The following is a 14,635-nucleotide window of genomic DNA, read 5'->3' as shown; positions in this document are numbered from 1 at the left end:
CAGTCCACTGCATAAATCTACGTCACAGGCTGCAAGCCTGAGGCCGGGTACGGCATGTGGACTGCATGGCAGAAAGAACCGGCCGGTTCTTTGTGCACGGGAAGCATAATACAAGGCCGGGTAAGCGCAGCGCCACCCGGTACTGACGCTCGAATCAAAGCCCCAGCACCAGTTGCCGCTCCAGTTGTGGATCGAGCAGCGTCACGTGCAGCCCCACCAACCTGACTCCCCGCCCGCCCCGCCGTTCATCCCAGGTTTTTCTGGCGATGGCGATCAAATCCGCTTTGTTTAAGCGCGGCCAGACGTGCTCCTGCGTGGTGAGCTGAAAATCGTTAAATTTTAATTTCACCCCCTGACGGGCAATCAGCAGATCCGGCTTAACCTTTGCCAGCCGCCGTTCCAGCTCGTCATAAAGAAAATCAATCTGCGCTTCGCACGCTGACCACTCATGAATATCGTCTGCCAGCGTGCGCTCCACGCCGATCGATTTGCGTAACCGCTCGCTGGTGATCTCCCGCTCGTCGATCCCCTGACTGCGCTCCCACAGCACACGGCCAAATTTGCCAAAGCGCTTGAGCAGCATGGCGAGATCGGCGCGCTGCACATCTTCACAGGTACGCAGCCCCAGCGTTTCCAGCTTCGCTGCCGAGACTTTTCCCACGCCGGGGATTTTCGCTAAGGGTAAGGTACGCACAAACTGTGGCACCTCATCAGGCGTGATCACGTACTGCCCGTTAGGCTTGTTGAGATCGGAGGCGATTTTCGCCAGAAACTTTACCGGTGCAATGCCTGCCGAGGCGGTGAGCTGCAACTCATCAAAAATAGCCTGGCGGATCTCCTGGGCCATCAGCGTGGCGGAGCCGTGACAGTGCACGCTGTCGGTGACATCCAGATAGGCTTCATCAAGGGAGAGCGGTTCAACGCGCGAGGTGTAACGGGCGAATATTTCCCGAATGTGCGCGGAGGCTTCTTTATAGGCGTCGAAACGACCCGGTAATAAGGTGAGATGGGGACAGAGCTTGAGGGCCATTGCCGTGGGCATGGCGCTGCGCACGCCAAATTTGCGCGCCGGATAGTTCGCTGTGCTGATCACGCCACGCCTTTCCCGGCTGCCGCCGATGGCGAGTGGAATATCACGCAGCGCGGGGTTGTCGCGCATTTCCACTGCTGCGAAAAAGCAGTCCATATCAACGTGTATTATCTTACGCATCGCAGACCCTCACCCATACTGGATAAGTATACAGCCTTCATGGCCATGATGAGAAGAGGTTGTAATGATTTTGTGAGCAATGGGATAATGAACGGCAATGGCGCAATTAAACATCGTGTAAACGCGCTTATCCGGACTTGCGAAAAACTACCGGGGTGCTAATGTGAGCGCTCCTGACACAGATTAGTCTGATTTCGGATCCCTTTTGCCGTCCTGGCAATGTGAATGATGTTTTATCAAGGAACCAGTAGTATGCGCAAAATCGCATTCTTTCTTGCGATGCTTTTGATCCCGTGCGTCTCCTTTGCCGGGCTGCTTAGCAGCAACAGTTCAACCACGCCGGTCAGCAAAGAGTACAAACAGCAGCTGATGGGCTCGCCAGTTTATATCCAGATCTTCAAAGAAGAACGCACCCTTGATCTCTACGTCAAAATGGGCGAGCAGTATCAGCTTCTTGATAGTTATAAAATCTGTAACTATTCCGGTGGCCTGGGGCCGAAACAGCGCCAGGGCGATTTCAAAAGTCCGGAAGGCTTTTATAACGTTCAACGCAGCCAGTTGAAGCCTGACAGCCGCTTCTATAAAGCCATCAATATCGGTTTCCCGAACGCTTACGATCGTGCTCACGGTTATGAAGGCAAATACCTGATGATCCATGGCGCCTGTGTATCTGTCGGCTGCTATGCCATGACCGATACCGGCATTGATGAGATCTTCCAGTTTGTAACCGGTGCGCTGATTTTTGGTCAGCAAAGCGTGCAGGTGAGCATTTATCCGTTCCGCATGACTGACGCCAATATGACGCGCCACAAATATTCGTACTATGCGGATTTCTGGAAGCAGCTGAAGCCGGGATATGATTATTTCGCCAGTACCCATCAACCCCCTGTTGTGTCGGTGGTGGACGGGCGTTACGTGGTGAGCAAGCCGATCAGCAAAGGCACGATCCAGCCTCAGCTGGCGTCAAACTACACGCTCCCCGAGGCAAAATAAGACCCACTCGCCTGGCATGATCTTGTGCCAGGTTTCATTGCCGGTTAACGGCTGCGTGGCAATAACGGTAACCACATCATTCGGTGTGGTTTCTTTTTGGAAGTCGATCTCCACATCCTGATCCAGTAGCGTTGCCACGCCAAAGGGCGCGCGCCTCGTGATCCAGTACAAATTGGTCGAGCAGTACGCCATCACATAGCGTCCGTCCGACAGCAGCATGTTAAACACGCCCTTCTTACGCAATTCTTCCGCCAGCGTCCCTATGTATTTGAACACCGCCGCCATATTGCCCGGCGTACGCGGATAGCGTGCGGTTAACTTATGCAGTAACCAGCAAAATGCTTTTTCGCTGTCGGTTTCACCCACCGGGCGGAAGTTACCGGTTTCCAGCGATTTATAGCCAGTCAGCTGGCCATTATGAGCATAGGTCCAGTTGCGGCCCCAGAGTTCACGGGTAAAAGGATGGGTGTTTTCCAGCGCCACTTCACCGCGGTTTGCCTGGCGAATATGGGCGATAACGGAGCAGGATTTGATCGGGTAATCCTGCACCAGTTTCGCTATCGGCGAGTTGTAGCTGGGTTGCGGATCTTTGAACGTGCGACAGCCTTTGCCTTCGTAAAAGGTGATACCCCAGCCGTCTTTATGCGGCCCGGTGCCGCCTCCGCGCTGGACCAGCCCGGTAAAGCTGAAGCAAATATCGGTAGGCACATTGGCGCTCATCCCTAGCAGTTCGCACATACAACACCTCCACCACGCTTCGGGGGCAGGCGCCCCCGCCAAGAGTTATGCCTTCACCATCTCTTTTTCGATCAGCTGGATCAGGATGTGAATGACTTTAATATGGATTTCCTGAATACGATCAGCATAACCGAAATGCGGCACACGGATTTCAATATCCGCAGAGCCGGCCATTTTACCGCCGTCTTTACCGGTCAGGGTGATCACTTTCATGCCCTTCTCACGCGCCGCAGCAATGGCTTTGATCACGTTGCCGGAGTTACCGGAAGTCGAGATCCCCAGCAGCACGTCACCTTCACGGCCCACCGCTTCCACATAACGCGAGAAAATATAGTCGTAACCGAAATCATTGCTGACGCAGGAAATATGGCTGACATCAGAAATGGCGATAGCCGGATAGCCAGGACGGTTTTCACGATAGCGTCCGGTCAGTTCCTCGGCAAAATGCATGGCATCGCAATGTGAACCGCCATTACCGCAGGAAAGCACCTTACCGCCCGCTTTGAAGCTGTCTGCCAGCAGTACCGCCGCGCGCTGAATGGCGTGGATATTGGCTTCATCTTTCAGAAAATTAGCCAGCGTTTCCGCCGCTTCGTTCAGTTCGTTACGAATAAGATCCTGGTACATGAGGGTATCCTTAAATAGGGATGAGATAACTCGTCGCAGTGTACCGGATAGCGTTTCAGGCGAGAAGCATAAGCCTGACATATCACCGGGCCTTTTCGTTTTCCGTGCGCTTCCTCCCCTCAACAATGTGAACCAGGTTGTAATTATCTTGTAAACACATTGCTAAATAAAATGACATCCACTACAACCATAACATCACAAGTGGTCAGACCTCCTACAAGACAGGGAGCATTTTTCTATGATGATTTTGAGTATCCTCGCAACCGTGGTACTGCTCGGCGTGCTGTTTTATCACCGTGTCAGTCTGGTATTAAGTAGCGTCATTCTGCTGGCGTGGACCGCCGCGCTGGGCCTGGCGGGACTGTGGTCCATCTGGGTACTGTTACCGTTGGCGATCATTCTGGTGCCGTTCAACGTGCCGTCGATGCGTAAATCCATGATGTCAGCGCCGGCATTCCGCACCTTCCGTAAAGTGATGCCGCCGATGTCGCGCACGGAAAAAGAAGCGATTGATGCCGGCACCACCTGGTGGGAAGGCGATCTGTTCCAGGGCAACCCGGACTGGAAAAAGCTGCATAACTATCCGCAGCCGCGCCTGACGGCGGAAGAGCTGGCGTTTATTGACGGGCCGGTGGAAGAGGCCTGCCGCATGGCGAATGATTTCCAGATCACCCATGAGATGGCCGATCTGCCGCCGGAGCTGTGGGCGTTCCTGAAAGAGCATCGCTTCTTTGCGATGATCATCAAAAAAGAGTACGGCGGCCTGGAATTCTCGGCCTACGCCCAGTCTCGCGTGCTGCAAAAACTGTCCGGCGTTTCCGGTATCCTGGCGATCACCGTCGGCGTGCCTAACTCATTAGGTCCGGGCGAGCTGTTGCAACACTACGGAACTGACGAGCAAAAAAATCACTATCTGCCGCGCCTGGCGCGTGGCCTGGAAATCCCTTGCTTTGCGCTGACCAGCCCGGAAGCGGGTTCCGATGCGGGTGCCATTCCGGATACCGGGATTGTCTGCATGGGTGACTGGCAGGGTGAGCAGGTGCTGGGTATGCGCCTGACCTGGAACAAACGTTATATTACGCTGGCCCCTATCGCCACCGTACTGGGCCTGGCGTTTAAACTCTCCGACCCGGAAAAACTGCTCGGTGGTGAAGTTGATTTGGGCATCACCTGTGCGCTGATCCCGACCAACACGCCGGGCGTGGAAATTGGCCGTCGTCACTTCCCGCTGAACGTGCCGTTCCAGAACGGCCCGACCCGCGGCGACGATATTTTCGTGCCTATTGATTACATTATTGGCGGCCCGAAAATGGCCGGTCAGGGCTGGCGTATGCTGGTGGAATGCCTGTCGGTGGGTCGCGGTATTACGCTGCCGTCAAACTCTACCGGTGGCCTGAAATCGGTGGCGATGGGTATCGGTGCCTATGCTCACATCCGCCGTCAGTTCAAAGTGGCGATCGGCAAGATGGAAGGTATCGAAGAGCCGCTGGCGCGTATTGGCGGCAACGCCTACGTGATGGATGCCGCGGCTTCACTCATCACCTACGGCATTATGCTCGGCGAAAAACCGGCCGTGCTGTCGGCGATTGTGAAATACCACTGTACCCATCGCGGTCAGCAGTCAATCATTGACGCCATGGATATTGCGGGCGGTAAAGGCATCATGCTGGGCGAAGGTAACTTCCTGGCGCGTGCCTATCAGGGTTCGCCTATCGCCATTACCGTTGAAGGCGCGAATATCCTGACCCGTACGATGATGATCTTCGGCCAGGGGGCGATCCGCTGTCATCCGTATGTGCTGGATGAGATGACCGCCGCGCAGAAAAACGATCTGAACGCCTTTGATAAGCTGCTGTTTAAACATATCGGGCACGTCGGCAGCAACATGGTGCGCAGCTTCTGGCTTGGCCTGACGCGCGGCCTCACCAGCCGCACGCCAACGCAGGATGCAACGAAACGTTATTACCAGCATCTGAACCGCCTGAGCGCAAACCTCGCGCTGCTGTCAGATATTTCTATGGCGGTGCTGGGCGGCAGTCTCAAACGCCGGGAACGTATCTCTGCCCGTCTGGGGGATGTGTTAAGCCAGGTGTTCCTCGCTTCCGCGACTCTGAAACGCTATGACGATGAGGGCCGTCACGAAGCGGATCTGCCGCTGGTGCACTGGGGTGTTCAGGATGCGATTTACAAAGCTGAACAGGCAATTGACGATCTGCTGGCGAACTTCCCGAACCGCGCGGTGGCCGGCGTGATGCGAGCGGTGATCTTCCCGACCGGCCGTCACTACCTGGCCCCGTCTGACAAACTGGATCATAAAGTGGCGAAGATCCTGCAAACGCCGAGCGCCACCCGGTCGCGTATTGGTCGCGGTCAGTATCTGACGCCGAGCGAATACAACCCGATTGGTCTGCTGGAAGAGGCGCTGCTGGACGTCATAGCCGCCGATCCGATCCACCAGCGAATCTGTAAAGAAGCGGGCCGCAATTTGCCGTTCACCCGTCTGGATGTGCTGGGACGTGATGCGCTGGCGAAAGGCATTATTACCGCTGAAGAAGCCGCGATTCTGGCCAAAGCAGAAGAGAGCCGTTTACGCAGTATCAACGTTGATGACTTCGAGCCGGAAGCGCTGGCGACACAGCCGGTAAAGCCGTCATCTCCGCCAGAGAATATTCGTAAAATCGAAGCTGCCTGACATTAAGGTATGCCAGCAAACCCCGCCCAGTGCGGGGTTTTTTATTGCCAACACATTCCCTGAACGCCGTGCTACAGTGTCAAAATGCTGGTCTTCGGGAGATGCAATGTGCCTGGTTTGAAAATTACGTTACTGCAACAACCGCTGGTCTGGATGGATGGTCCGGCGAATCTGCGTCATTTTGACAGACAACTGGAAACCATCACCGGGCGCGATGTGATCGTGCTGCCGGAGATGTTCACCACCGGCTTTGCGATGGAAGCCGCGCAGCAATCGCTGCCTCAGGCTGAAGTTGTCGCCTGGATGCATGACAAGGCCCGGCAGACCAATGCGCTGGTGGCCGGCAGTGCGGCGCTACAAAGCGAACGCGGGCCGGTAAACCGCTTCCTGCTGGTCGAGCCGGACGGCACGCTGCATCACTACGACAAACGCCACCTGTTCCGCATGGCCGATGAGCATCATCATTATGAAGCTGGCCATGAACGCGTGGTGTTCGAGTGGCGTGGCTGGCGTATTCTGCCGCTGGTGTGTTATGACCTGCGTTTCCCGGTGTGGTCGCGCAATCGCAACGATTATGACCTGGCGCTGTACGTCGCTAACTGGCCTGCGCCGCGTTCGCTGCACTGGCAGTCGTTGCTGGTGGCGCGGGCGATTGAGAACCTGGCGTACGTAGTGGGCTGTAACCGCGTCGGCACAGACGGCAACGGACATCATTATCGGGGCGACAGCCGTATTGTCAGCCCGCAGGGTGAGATTTTGGCGACCGCCGAGCCGCATATGGCCACGCGCATCGAAGCGGAACTGTCGCTGACGGCGCTGAAGGAGTATCGCGAGAAGTTTCCTGCCTGGCAGGATGCGGATCCGTTTACGCTTGAGTAAGTGTGAATAGCCCTCTTCTTTCAGGAGGGGGCACTGTGCAGCGTCAGAAACGACAAAGGCCTGAATCATTACTGATTCAGGCCTTTTGAATAGTGGCGGAACGGACGGGACTCGAACCCGCGACCCCCTGCGTGACAGGCAGGTATTCTAACCGACTGAACTACCGCTCCACTGTTCCCGTGGGAACGAGGCGAATATTACGGTTTGCCAGACAAGGCGTCAACGCTTTTTCTTAAGTTTTGAATCAGTTGCTGCAAAAATCGCCCACATGCTGGTTTTTAGCGCTTTTCACCGTGAATCAGGCGCGCCACAGACAGCTTCCGCCTTTCTTCTGTACCAGATCGAGCCGCTTCTCGTGCTCATTCACTTCATCTTCACTGGCAAAAACGACCCGCAGAGTGCTCGCCTGACGAATAACCCGCTGGATCCCCGTTGCATCTTGCTGTTGCTGCGTGTCCCCTTCCATGGAAAAGGCCATGCTGGTCTGCCCGCCGGTCATTAACAGGAAGACATCAGCCAGGATTTGGGAGTCAAGTAACGCCCCGTGCAACGTACGTTTGCTGTTATCTATTTCATAACGCGAGCAGAGCGCATCCAGGCTGTTTCGCTTACCGGGGAACATTTTCCGCGCCATTGCCAGGCTGTCGGTGATCTTGCAGAAGGTTTCGGTTTTAGGGATACCGCGATTCAGCTTGCTGAATTCATAGTCCATAAAGCCGATATCAAACGATGCGTTGTGGATCACCAGCTCCGCACCGCGAATGTAATCGAGAAACTCATCGGCCACATCGGCAAAGGTGGGTTTATCCAACAAAAACTCATCGGCGATACCGTGAACGCCAAAGGCTTCGGGATCCACCAGCCGATCCGGCTTGAGATAAACGTGAAAGTTATTGCCGGTCAGACGACGGTTGATGACCTCAACCGCACCGATCTCAATAATTTTATGCCCTTCGTAATGAACGCCAAGCTGGTTCATACCGGTGGTTTCGGTATCGAGGACGATCTGTCGTGTAATTGCAGTGCTCATGTCGGTCATTTATGTCAGACTTATCGTTTTACTTGCCGTTTCTAATTACAGGAAGTCTACCAGAGATGCTTAAACAGGTAGAAATTTTCACCGATGGATCTTGCCTCGGTAACCCAGGCCCTGGCGGTTATGGCGCAATCTTACGCTATCGCGGCCATGAAAGAACCTTCAGTGAAGGCTATCGACTGACCACCAATAACCGCATGGAGCTGATGGCGGCGATTGTCTCACTCGAAGCGCTGAAAGAGCACTGCGAAGTGGTGCTAAGTACCGACAGCCAGTACGTTCGCCAGGGGATCACGCAGTGGATCCATAACTGGAAAAAGCGTGGCTGGAAAACCGCCGACAAAAAACCGGTGAAAAATGTCGATTTATGGAAGCGCCTTGATACCGCACTCGGTCAGCATGAGATCCGCTGGGAATGGGTAAAAGGCCACGCAGGACACCCGGAAAACGAACGCTGCGATGAGCTGGCACGTAATGCCGCCATGAATCCTACCCAGGACGATGTCGGTTATCAGCCGGAGGCATGATCAGGGTTTGCGGTACTGACGCGTTGCGCCAACCGCCTGCCTGACACGCTGGCGAGTTTTGCTCTGTTTCATAGGATTGAGCGTCAACGGGATGGTCCGTTTACGGGCGACAATCAGCTGCATACAGCCAAGTGCAGGCAAATGGGCGCTTAATAGTTTTCCGCCCTGTCTGCGCCACGGCAAGACGTGAAAGCGGCTGTAATGCAATACTTCAAAATTAAGCAGCGCCAGCCAGTCCAGCTGGCGCATCATCGTAAACATACGGCTTCGGTAGACCGCCGACTGTCGGCGTATTGGCACGATTTTACGCAGTCCCAGCAGACTTACCGGGTTAAATCCGCTTATTACCAGCCAGCCATCATCAATCAGCACGCGATCGGCTTCTCGCAGTAAGCCGTGTGGATCGCCACACCAGTTGTGGGTATGTGCCAGCAAACAGGCGTCGATGGATTTATCGGCGAACGGCAGGTGCAATGGATCCGCTTTAACCTGCAGAGCATCCCCCTGTACGGCAACATTGACCTGGTGTGAGATAGCGCAAGTTTCGACATTGATTTCTGCGCTGAGATTGCCAATCTTAAGCAGGTGAAAGCCATAGATTTTCGCCAGCCATGGCTTGAGTTGCTGTTCCAGCGCCGCGCGATAGTATTCGCCTCTGGGAAAGTCACTCCAGTGTTCGGGTGCCACAAATGTTTGAGGTATCCTTGCCGGTTTCATCACAACCTTCCGCTACGCTTTGAGAGGTAATTATGAATCTTAACAGTATTCCCGCTTTTCAGGACAACTACATCTGGGTGCTCAGCAACGACGAGGGACGCTGTCTGATTGTCGATCCAGGCGAAGCCGCGCCGGTAGTGGACGCAATAAAAGAAAACCACTGGCAGCCCGCCGCAATTTTCCTGACGCACCATCACAACGATCATGTCGGCGGAGTGAAGACGCTACTGCAACACTATCCCGATATTCCAGTCTATGGCCCGGAAGAAACCCAGGGTAAAGGCACTACTGAAATCGTCACTGAAGGCGATAAAGTGAGCGTTTTGGGCCTCGATTTCGATGTCATTTCCACGCCAGGTCACACTTTAGGACATATCTGTTTCTTCAGTTTTCCTTATCTTTTTTGCGGCGACACGATGTTTTCAGGCGGATGCGGCAGACTGTTCGAAGGCACGTCAGAGCAGATGTATCAGTCGTTCGTTAAAATTGCCGCCCTTCCGGACGATACGCTGGTTTGTTGCGCACATGAATACACGTTAGCCAATATGAAGTTTGCCCGCAGCATCCTTCCGCACGATTCGCTCATAAACGATTACTACAATAAAGTTAACGACTTACGAGCAAGAAAAGAAAAGACACTACCCGTTTTTCTGAAAAATGAACGCCATATAAATTTATTTTTACGTACGCAAGATACTGTTTTAATTGATCAAATTAACAAAGAAACAAATTTGCAACAGCCTGAGCAGCGTTTCGCATGGTTGAGGGCAAAGAAAGATAACTTCTGACGGTTATACTTGTCTTCTGCAAACTTCGCCGTTATGATCGGTCGTCTTTTAAGCAACTATTGACACACACATGAAGGCAAAAGCGATATTACTCGCCTCTGTTCTGCTTGTGGGTTGCCAGGCTCATCAAGATGGTAACGTACAACAGCATGCACAGAGCCTTTCTGCAGCTGGTCAAGGGGAAGCAGGAAAGTTTACGAGTCAAGCACGCTGGATGGACGATGGGACATCCTTCGCGCAGGATCAAGACTTGTGGACTCTCATTGGCGACGAGCTAAAGATGGGAATTCCGGAGAATGGCCGGATTCGCGAACAGAAACAGAAGTATTTGAACAATAAGAGCTATCTCCACGATGTAACTTTACGGGCAGAGCCGTATATGTACTGGATAGCAGGGCAAGTTAAGAAACGTAACATGCCCATGGAACTGGTACTACTACCCATAGTGGAGAGCGCTTTTGACCCACACGCGACGTCTGGTGCCAATGCCGCAGGCATTTGGCAAATCATTCCGAGCACGGGGCGCAATTATGGTTTAAAGCAGACACGCAATTACGATGCGCGTCGTGATGTTGTGGCGTCCACTACGGCCGCTCTCGACATGATGCAGCGTCTGAACCGTATGTTTGACGGCGACTGGTTATTAACCGTCGCAGCCTATAACAGCGGTGAAGGTCGTGTACTGAAGGCAATGAAAGCGAATAAGGCACGTGGCAAACCCACGGACTTTTGGTCACTTTCACTGCCACAGGAAACCAAGATTTACGTGCCAAAAATGCTGGCTTTGAGCGATATTCTCAAGAACAGCAAGCGTTATGGTGTTCGTCTGCCTTCTACAGATGAAAGCCGTGCGCTGGCACGCGTCAGGTTGAACAGCCCGGTTGAGATTAATCAACTGGCTGAAATGGCGGGAATACCTGTGAACAAGCTGAAAACTTTTAACGCAGGCGTTAAAGGCTCGACGCTCGGTTCAAGCGGTCCTCAGTATGTGATGGTGCCGCAGAAACACGCAGAAAAGCTGCGTGAATCACTGGCTTCCGGTGAGATCGCTGCCGTACAGCCGACGCTGCTCGCGGATAATAAACCGTTGACCAGCCGAAGCTATAAAGTACGTTCAGGCGATACGCTTTCAGGCATTGCGTCACGCCTCGGTGTGAGCTCCAAAGATCTCCAGCAATGGAACAATCTGCGGGGTGCAAGCCTGAAAGTCGGCCAGAATCTGACCGTCGGTGCGGGTAGCAGCGCGCAGACCCTGGCGAATAACAGCGATAGCATTACCTATCGCGTTCGCAAAGGCGACTCGCTGTCGAGCATTGCTAAACGTCATGGCGTAAACATTAAAGATGTGATGCGCTGGAACGACAGTACTGCCGACCTGAAACCTGGCGACCAGCTGACGCTGTTTGTGAAGAACAGCGCGACGCCTGACTCCTGATGATACAAAAAAGGCACCGCTTCCCCGGTGCCTTTTTATTTCTCCCGCTTTTATTGCGCTTTCTGCGCCTCGACCATAATGATGTCGCTGGTAAAGGTACCGTCTTCCTTGAGTTCGTAATAGCGCTGCACGTCATGAGAAGCACTTTGCTGGTACAGGCGTATGGCCTCGCACAGCGGCTGCGGCGTACGCATCCGCGCCACCCAGGAAGCAAACTCCAGCACCAGACGATCGGTCGTCAGCGTCCGGCAGATCAGCCCGGCCTCAGCGATCATCGCCAACCATTCCCCTGATGAATAATTCTGCACATGAGACGTATCGCGCAACGCTTCGACCGTTTGCAGCCAGATGTTTCGCACCGGATGGCCCGGCGACATAACATCCATCACGATCAGCATCCCGCCGGGTTTCAACACGCGTTTAACTTGTCGCAGCGCCTGCCCGACATCGTGCCAGTGATGCGCAGAATAGCGGCTGATCACCACCTCAAAGGAGGAATCGGCAAAAGGCAGCGCTTCTGCATACCCCTGCTGTATATTCACGTTCGTCAGCCCTTTTTCCCTCGCCGCATTCGCCACCACTTCCAGCATCTGGCCGGATAAATCATAGGCCGTCACCTGTGCCACCACCTCGGCGGCAGTGAAGCTCGCATGACCTGCGCCGCAGCCCAAATCCAGAACCTGCGCGTCGGGAAGTTCGACCAGCCGCGCCCGCAACTGCTGTAAATCGCGCCCAGAAGCGTGCACGGCGCTGGTTAAATACGCACTTGCCTGGGAGCCAAACTGTTTTTCGACGTGATCGTGATGGGAGTTCGTGGTCATGGAGTCATCCTTCTGTGGGTTAAATGAAGGGCAGCGCCATGATTGCAGGCCTGCCCTGGGGCAGACCTGACACGCCTTTATTTATCAGGTTTGCCGGGACTGAATTCGACGAGTAGCGGGTTATGATCGGAGGCGCGGGTCACCAGCACGGAGGCTTGATCCACGTTCAGACCACGATAGAAAACAAAATCAAGCGGACGACCAAAGGCACGGCGGCGATTGTCGTCGGTAAAGCGCACCTGCCGCATCGCCATCTCCCTGGAGAAACGGTACAGCGCGTTCATACGCTGGCGGCTCCAGGCATTGAAATCACCGGCCATGATCACCGGGCCGTTATGCTGGGCGATCTGATCGCCAATTGGCAGCAATTGCTTACTGTAAACGTCGACGCCAAGACTGAAATTCACCGCATGAACGTTCACCACCATCAGCAGTCGTGAATCCGGCAACGGATAAACAGTCACCAGCGCTGATTTCGCCAGGCGCAGGATCGGCTCACGCTCGCGCAACGGGCAGCAATACACCGGATGTGCCGAAGAGAGCGTCATCACGCCAGAGGGATGTTGAGGCAGAACAAAAGCAGGAACCTGATCGGCAGCGAGATAATTGGTGGTGGCGAATCTCACCAGTTCAGGGGTGGTTTGCGCCTCCTGCAACAGCACGAGATGGGCGTCTTTACCGAAGTTTTGCAGTACCGAGAGCCACTCCGCCCGCTGCTGTTTAAAGATGTTCCATACCAGCACGCGGATCTTGTCATCACTGCTCAACGGCGCGCCAGGAGGGAGTGCCTGACCAATGCTCGCGAATGAACCTGGCGGCAAAATTCGCTCCGCAGGTTGTCCGGCAATATAGCGCATAGCATAGGTATTCTTTCGCACGTTTGGTATTAAACCTCTGTCGCTGTAAGCCGCCCCGGAAGCAGAGTAGCCTTTCTGTTATAGGGATTTTAGCGCACACTTTCAACGCCATTCGGGTAAAACATCATTAATGGCTGGCTGGCGGCAGCTCTGCTTGGGAAAAACTATGATGCATAAGTGTCATTTATCATTAAAATAGCGTAATAATTTTGCGACAGGGGCAATAATGAAGGCGACGTCGGAAGAGATGGCCATTTTTGTGGCGGTGGTAGAAAGCGGCAGTTTCAGCCGGGCAGCGGAACAGCTGGGCCAGGCCAACTCCGCCGTCAGTCGGGCGGTCAAAAAGCTAGAGATGAAGCTGGGCGTCAGCCTGCTTAATCGCACTACCCGCCAGCTGAGCCTAACCGAAGAAGGCGAGCGCTACTTCCGCCGTGTACAGCTTATTTTGCAGGAGATGGCGGCGGCGGAAAACGAGGTGATGGAAGCCCGGCTGATCCCCCGCGGTCTGCTGCGCATCGATGCGGCGACCCCGGTAGTGCTGCATTATTTAATGCCGCTCATCAAACCTTTCCGCGAGCGGTATCCGGAGATGACGCTGTCGCTGGTCTCTTCTGAAACATTCATCAACCTGATTGAGCGTAAAGTGGATGTGGCGATCCGCGTGGGTAAGCTCACCGACTCCAGTCTGCGCGCCCGCCCCCTGTTCAGCAGTTACCGCCGCATGATCGCCTCGCCGGACTATCTGGCGCGCTACGGCACACCGCAAACCGTTGAGGACCTGGAAAAGCACACCTGTCTTGGCTTCACCGAGCCGGCTTCACTGAATACCTGGCCTGTAGCCTGTCCTGACGGACAGCTGTATGAGATCACCAGTGGTATTTCATCCAACAGCGGCGAAACGCTTAAACAGCTGTGCCTCGGCGGCAACGGCATCGCCTGTCTTTCGGATTATATGATCGATAAAGAGATTGCCAGCGGCGAGCTGGTTGAAGTGCTGCCGGAGAAGCGCCTGCCGGTGGATATGCCTTTCAGCGCCGTCTATTACAGTGACCGGGCGGTGAGTACCCGTATCCGCGCATTTATTGACTTTCTCAGCGAGCATGTGGCACTGCCAGCAGTATTATCTAAAAGCCAGAAGTGAAAAACAAAAAAAACCGCACCTCGTGAGAGATGCGGTTTCTTTAATAAGTGGCGGAACGGACGGGACTCGAACCCGCGACCCCCTGCGTGACAGGCAGGTATTCTAACCGACTGAACTACCGCTCCACCGAATTTCTTTACAACTCCCGGCTGTCACCCCGGTTTACTGCTTAAT

General features: G+C 54.3%; 13 protein-coding genes, 2 tRNA genes and 1 pseudogene. 7 read left to right on the top strand and 9 right to left on the bottom strand.

Annotated elements, in window-relative coordinates:
• Positions 1–154 precede the first annotated feature (154 nt).
• Positions 155–1,210, bottom strand: a complete 1,056-nt coding sequence (gene dinB, locus KW828_RS21480; RefSeq protein WP_218338257.1) for a DNA polymerase IV — start codon at positions 1,208–1,210, stop codon at positions 155–157.
• Between the two features lie 252 nt (positions 1,211–1,462).
• Between dinB and dpaA the strand changes: the two genes are divergently transcribed.
• The gene (dpaA, locus tag KW828_RS21475) at positions 1,463–2,203 is read left to right on the top strand and encodes a peptidoglycan meso-diaminopimelic acid protein amidase (protein ID WP_218338253.1); all 741 of its coding nucleotides are present in this window, start codon (positions 1,463–1,465) and stop codon (positions 2,201–2,203) included.
• Here the strand turns inward: dpaA and KW828_RS21470 are convergent.
• Positions 2,174–2,941, bottom strand: coding sequence for a class II glutamine amidotransferase (locus tag KW828_RS21470; RefSeq protein WP_218338252.1), 768 nt, complete (start codon positions 2,939–2,941; stop codon positions 2,174–2,176). The two genes, dpaA and KW828_RS21470, sit on opposite strands and share 30 nt — an antisense overlap.
• A 45-nt stretch (positions 2,942–2,986) precedes the next feature.
• A complete protein-coding gene (gene lpcA / locus KW828_RS21465; RefSeq protein ID WP_088220352.1) occupies positions 2,987–3,568 on the bottom strand; it encodes a D-sedoheptulose 7-phosphate isomerase in 582 nt (193 codons plus the stop codon).
• Positions 3,569–3,806: 238 nt separating this feature from the next.
• Between lpcA and fadE the strand changes: the two genes are divergently transcribed.
• Both fadE and KW828_RS21455 read left to right on the top strand, forming a co-directional pair.
• Complete coding sequence (gene fadE / locus KW828_RS21460) at positions 3,807–6,260, top strand: acyl-CoA dehydrogenase FadE (RefSeq protein ID WP_218338251.1); 2,454 nt, start codon at positions 3,807–3,809, stop codon at positions 6,258–6,260.
• A 108-nt stretch (positions 6,261–6,368) separates the two neighbouring features.
• Positions 6,369–7,139 (top strand): amidohydrolase, encoded by a 771-nt coding sequence (locus KW828_RS21455; protein ID WP_218338250.1) that lies wholly within the window; start codon positions 6,369–6,371, stop codon positions 7,137–7,139.
• Positions 7,140–7,232: 93 nt separating this feature from the next.
• Here the strand turns inward: KW828_RS21455 and KW828_RS21450 are convergent.
• Positions 7,233–7,309, bottom strand: a tRNA-Asp gene (locus tag KW828_RS21450).
• Between the two features lie 128 nt (positions 7,310–7,437).
• Positions 7,438–8,169, bottom strand: coding sequence for a DNA polymerase III subunit epsilon (gene dnaQ, locus KW828_RS21445; protein WP_218338248.1), 732 nt, complete (start codon positions 8,167–8,169; stop codon positions 7,438–7,440).
• Between dnaQ and rnhA the strand changes: the two are divergent.
• Positions 8,123–8,702: pseudogene (gene rnhA, locus KW828_RS21440) on the top strand (ribonuclease HI). The gene dnaQ and the pseudogene rnhA sit on opposite strands and share 47 nt — an antisense overlap.
• Here the strand turns inward: rnhA and KW828_RS21435 are convergent.
• Positions 8,703–9,419, bottom strand: coding sequence for a class I SAM-dependent methyltransferase (locus KW828_RS21435; RefSeq protein WP_218338247.1), 717 nt, complete (start codon positions 9,417–9,419; stop codon positions 8,703–8,705). It lies immediately after the preceding pseudogene.
• A gap of 32 nt (positions 9,420–9,451) precedes the next feature.
• On the opposite strand from KW828_RS21435, the gene gloB reads away from it, so the two are divergent.
• Together gloB and mltD are read left to right on the top strand one after the other, a co-directional pair.
• Positions 9,452–10,207, top strand: a complete 756-nt coding sequence (gloB, locus tag KW828_RS21430; RefSeq protein ID WP_218338245.1) for a hydroxyacylglutathione hydrolase — start codon at positions 9,452–9,454, stop codon at positions 10,205–10,207.
• Positions 10,208–10,277: 70 nt separating this feature from the next.
• Positions 10,278–11,642, top strand: coding sequence for a murein transglycosylase D (gene mltD, locus KW828_RS21425; RefSeq protein ID WP_218338243.1), 1,365 nt, complete (start codon positions 10,278–10,280; stop codon positions 11,640–11,642).
• Between the two features lie 50 nt (positions 11,643–11,692).
• Here mltD and KW828_RS21420 read toward each other — a convergent pair whose 3' ends face one another.
• Both KW828_RS21420 and KW828_RS21415 read right to left on the bottom strand, forming a co-directional pair.
• Positions 11,693–12,463, bottom strand: a complete 771-nt coding sequence (locus KW828_RS21420) for a class I SAM-dependent methyltransferase (protein ID WP_218338242.1) — start codon at positions 12,461–12,463, stop codon at positions 11,693–11,695.
• Positions 12,464–12,540: 77 nt separating this feature from the next.
• The gene (locus KW828_RS21415; protein ID WP_218338241.1) at positions 12,541–13,341 is read right to left on the bottom strand and encodes an endonuclease/exonuclease/phosphatase family protein; all 801 of its coding nucleotides are present in this window, start codon (positions 13,339–13,341) and stop codon (positions 12,541–12,543) included.
• 205 nt (positions 13,342–13,546) lie between these two features.
• Here KW828_RS21415 and yafC point away from each other — a divergent pair, with 205 nt between their 5' ends.
• Positions 13,547–14,461: a DNA-binding transcriptional regulator YafC gene (gene yafC / locus KW828_RS21410; protein ID WP_218338240.1), complete on the top strand. Its 915-nt coding sequence runs from the start codon at positions 13,547–13,549 to the stop codon at positions 14,459–14,461.
• 48 nt (positions 14,462–14,509) lie between these two features.
• Here the strand turns inward: yafC and KW828_RS21405 are convergent.
• Positions 14,510–14,586 (bottom strand) — tRNA-Asp (locus KW828_RS21405).
• Positions 14,587–14,635 lie beyond the last annotated feature (49 nt).

Origin of the sequence: Enterobacter sp. ENT03 (assembly GCF_019218745.1) — a bacterium.
Lineage (GTDB): Bacteria > Pseudomonadota > Gammaproteobacteria > Enterobacterales > Enterobacteriaceae > Enterobacter_D.
Note: the sequence above shows the minus strand (reverse complement) of the source record. Positions and strands in the feature narration are given on the sequence as shown.

What these genes read in the sequence shown, in the direction of transcription:
- mltD (WP_218338243.1), top strand. Translation starts at nt 10,278, where the DNA reads ATGAAGGCAAAAGCGATATTACTCGCCTCTGTTCTGCTTGTGGGTTGC.
- gloB (WP_218338245.1), top strand. Translation starts at nt 9,452, where the DNA reads ATGAATCTTAACAGTATTCCCGCTTTTCAGGACAACTACATCTGGGTG.
- dpaA (WP_218338253.1), top strand. Translation starts at nt 1,463, where the DNA reads ATGCGCAAAATCGCATTCTTTCTTGCGATGCTTTTGATCCCGTGCGTC.
- KW828_RS21470 (WP_218338252.1), bottom strand. Translation starts at nt 2,941, where the DNA reads ATGTGCGAACTGCTAGGGATGAGCGCCAATGTGCCTACCGATATTTGC.
- fadE (WP_218338251.1), top strand. Translation starts at nt 3,807, where the DNA reads ATGATGATTTTGAGTATCCTCGCAACCGTGGTACTGCTCGGCGTGCTG.
- KW828_RS21435 (WP_218338247.1), bottom strand. Translation starts at nt 9,419, where the DNA reads ATGAAACCGGCAAGGATACCTCAAACATTTGTGGCACCCGAACACTGG.
- yafC (WP_218338240.1), top strand. Translation starts at nt 13,547, where the DNA reads ATGAAGGCGACGTCGGAAGAGATGGCCATTTTTGTGGCGGTGGTAGAA.
- dinB (WP_218338257.1), bottom strand. Translation starts at nt 1,210, where the DNA reads ATGCGTAAGATAATACACGTTGATATGGACTGCTTTTTCGCAGCAGTG.
- lpcA (WP_088220352.1), bottom strand. Translation starts at nt 3,568, where the DNA reads ATGTACCAGGATCTTATTCGTAACGAACTGAACGAAGCGGCGGAAACG.
- KW828_RS21420 (WP_218338242.1), bottom strand. Translation starts at nt 12,463, where the DNA reads ATGACCACGAACTCCCATCACGATCACGTCGAAAAACAGTTTGGCTCC.
- dnaQ (WP_218338248.1), bottom strand. Translation starts at nt 8,169, where the DNA reads ATGAGCACTGCAATTACACGACAGATCGTCCTCGATACCGAAACCACC.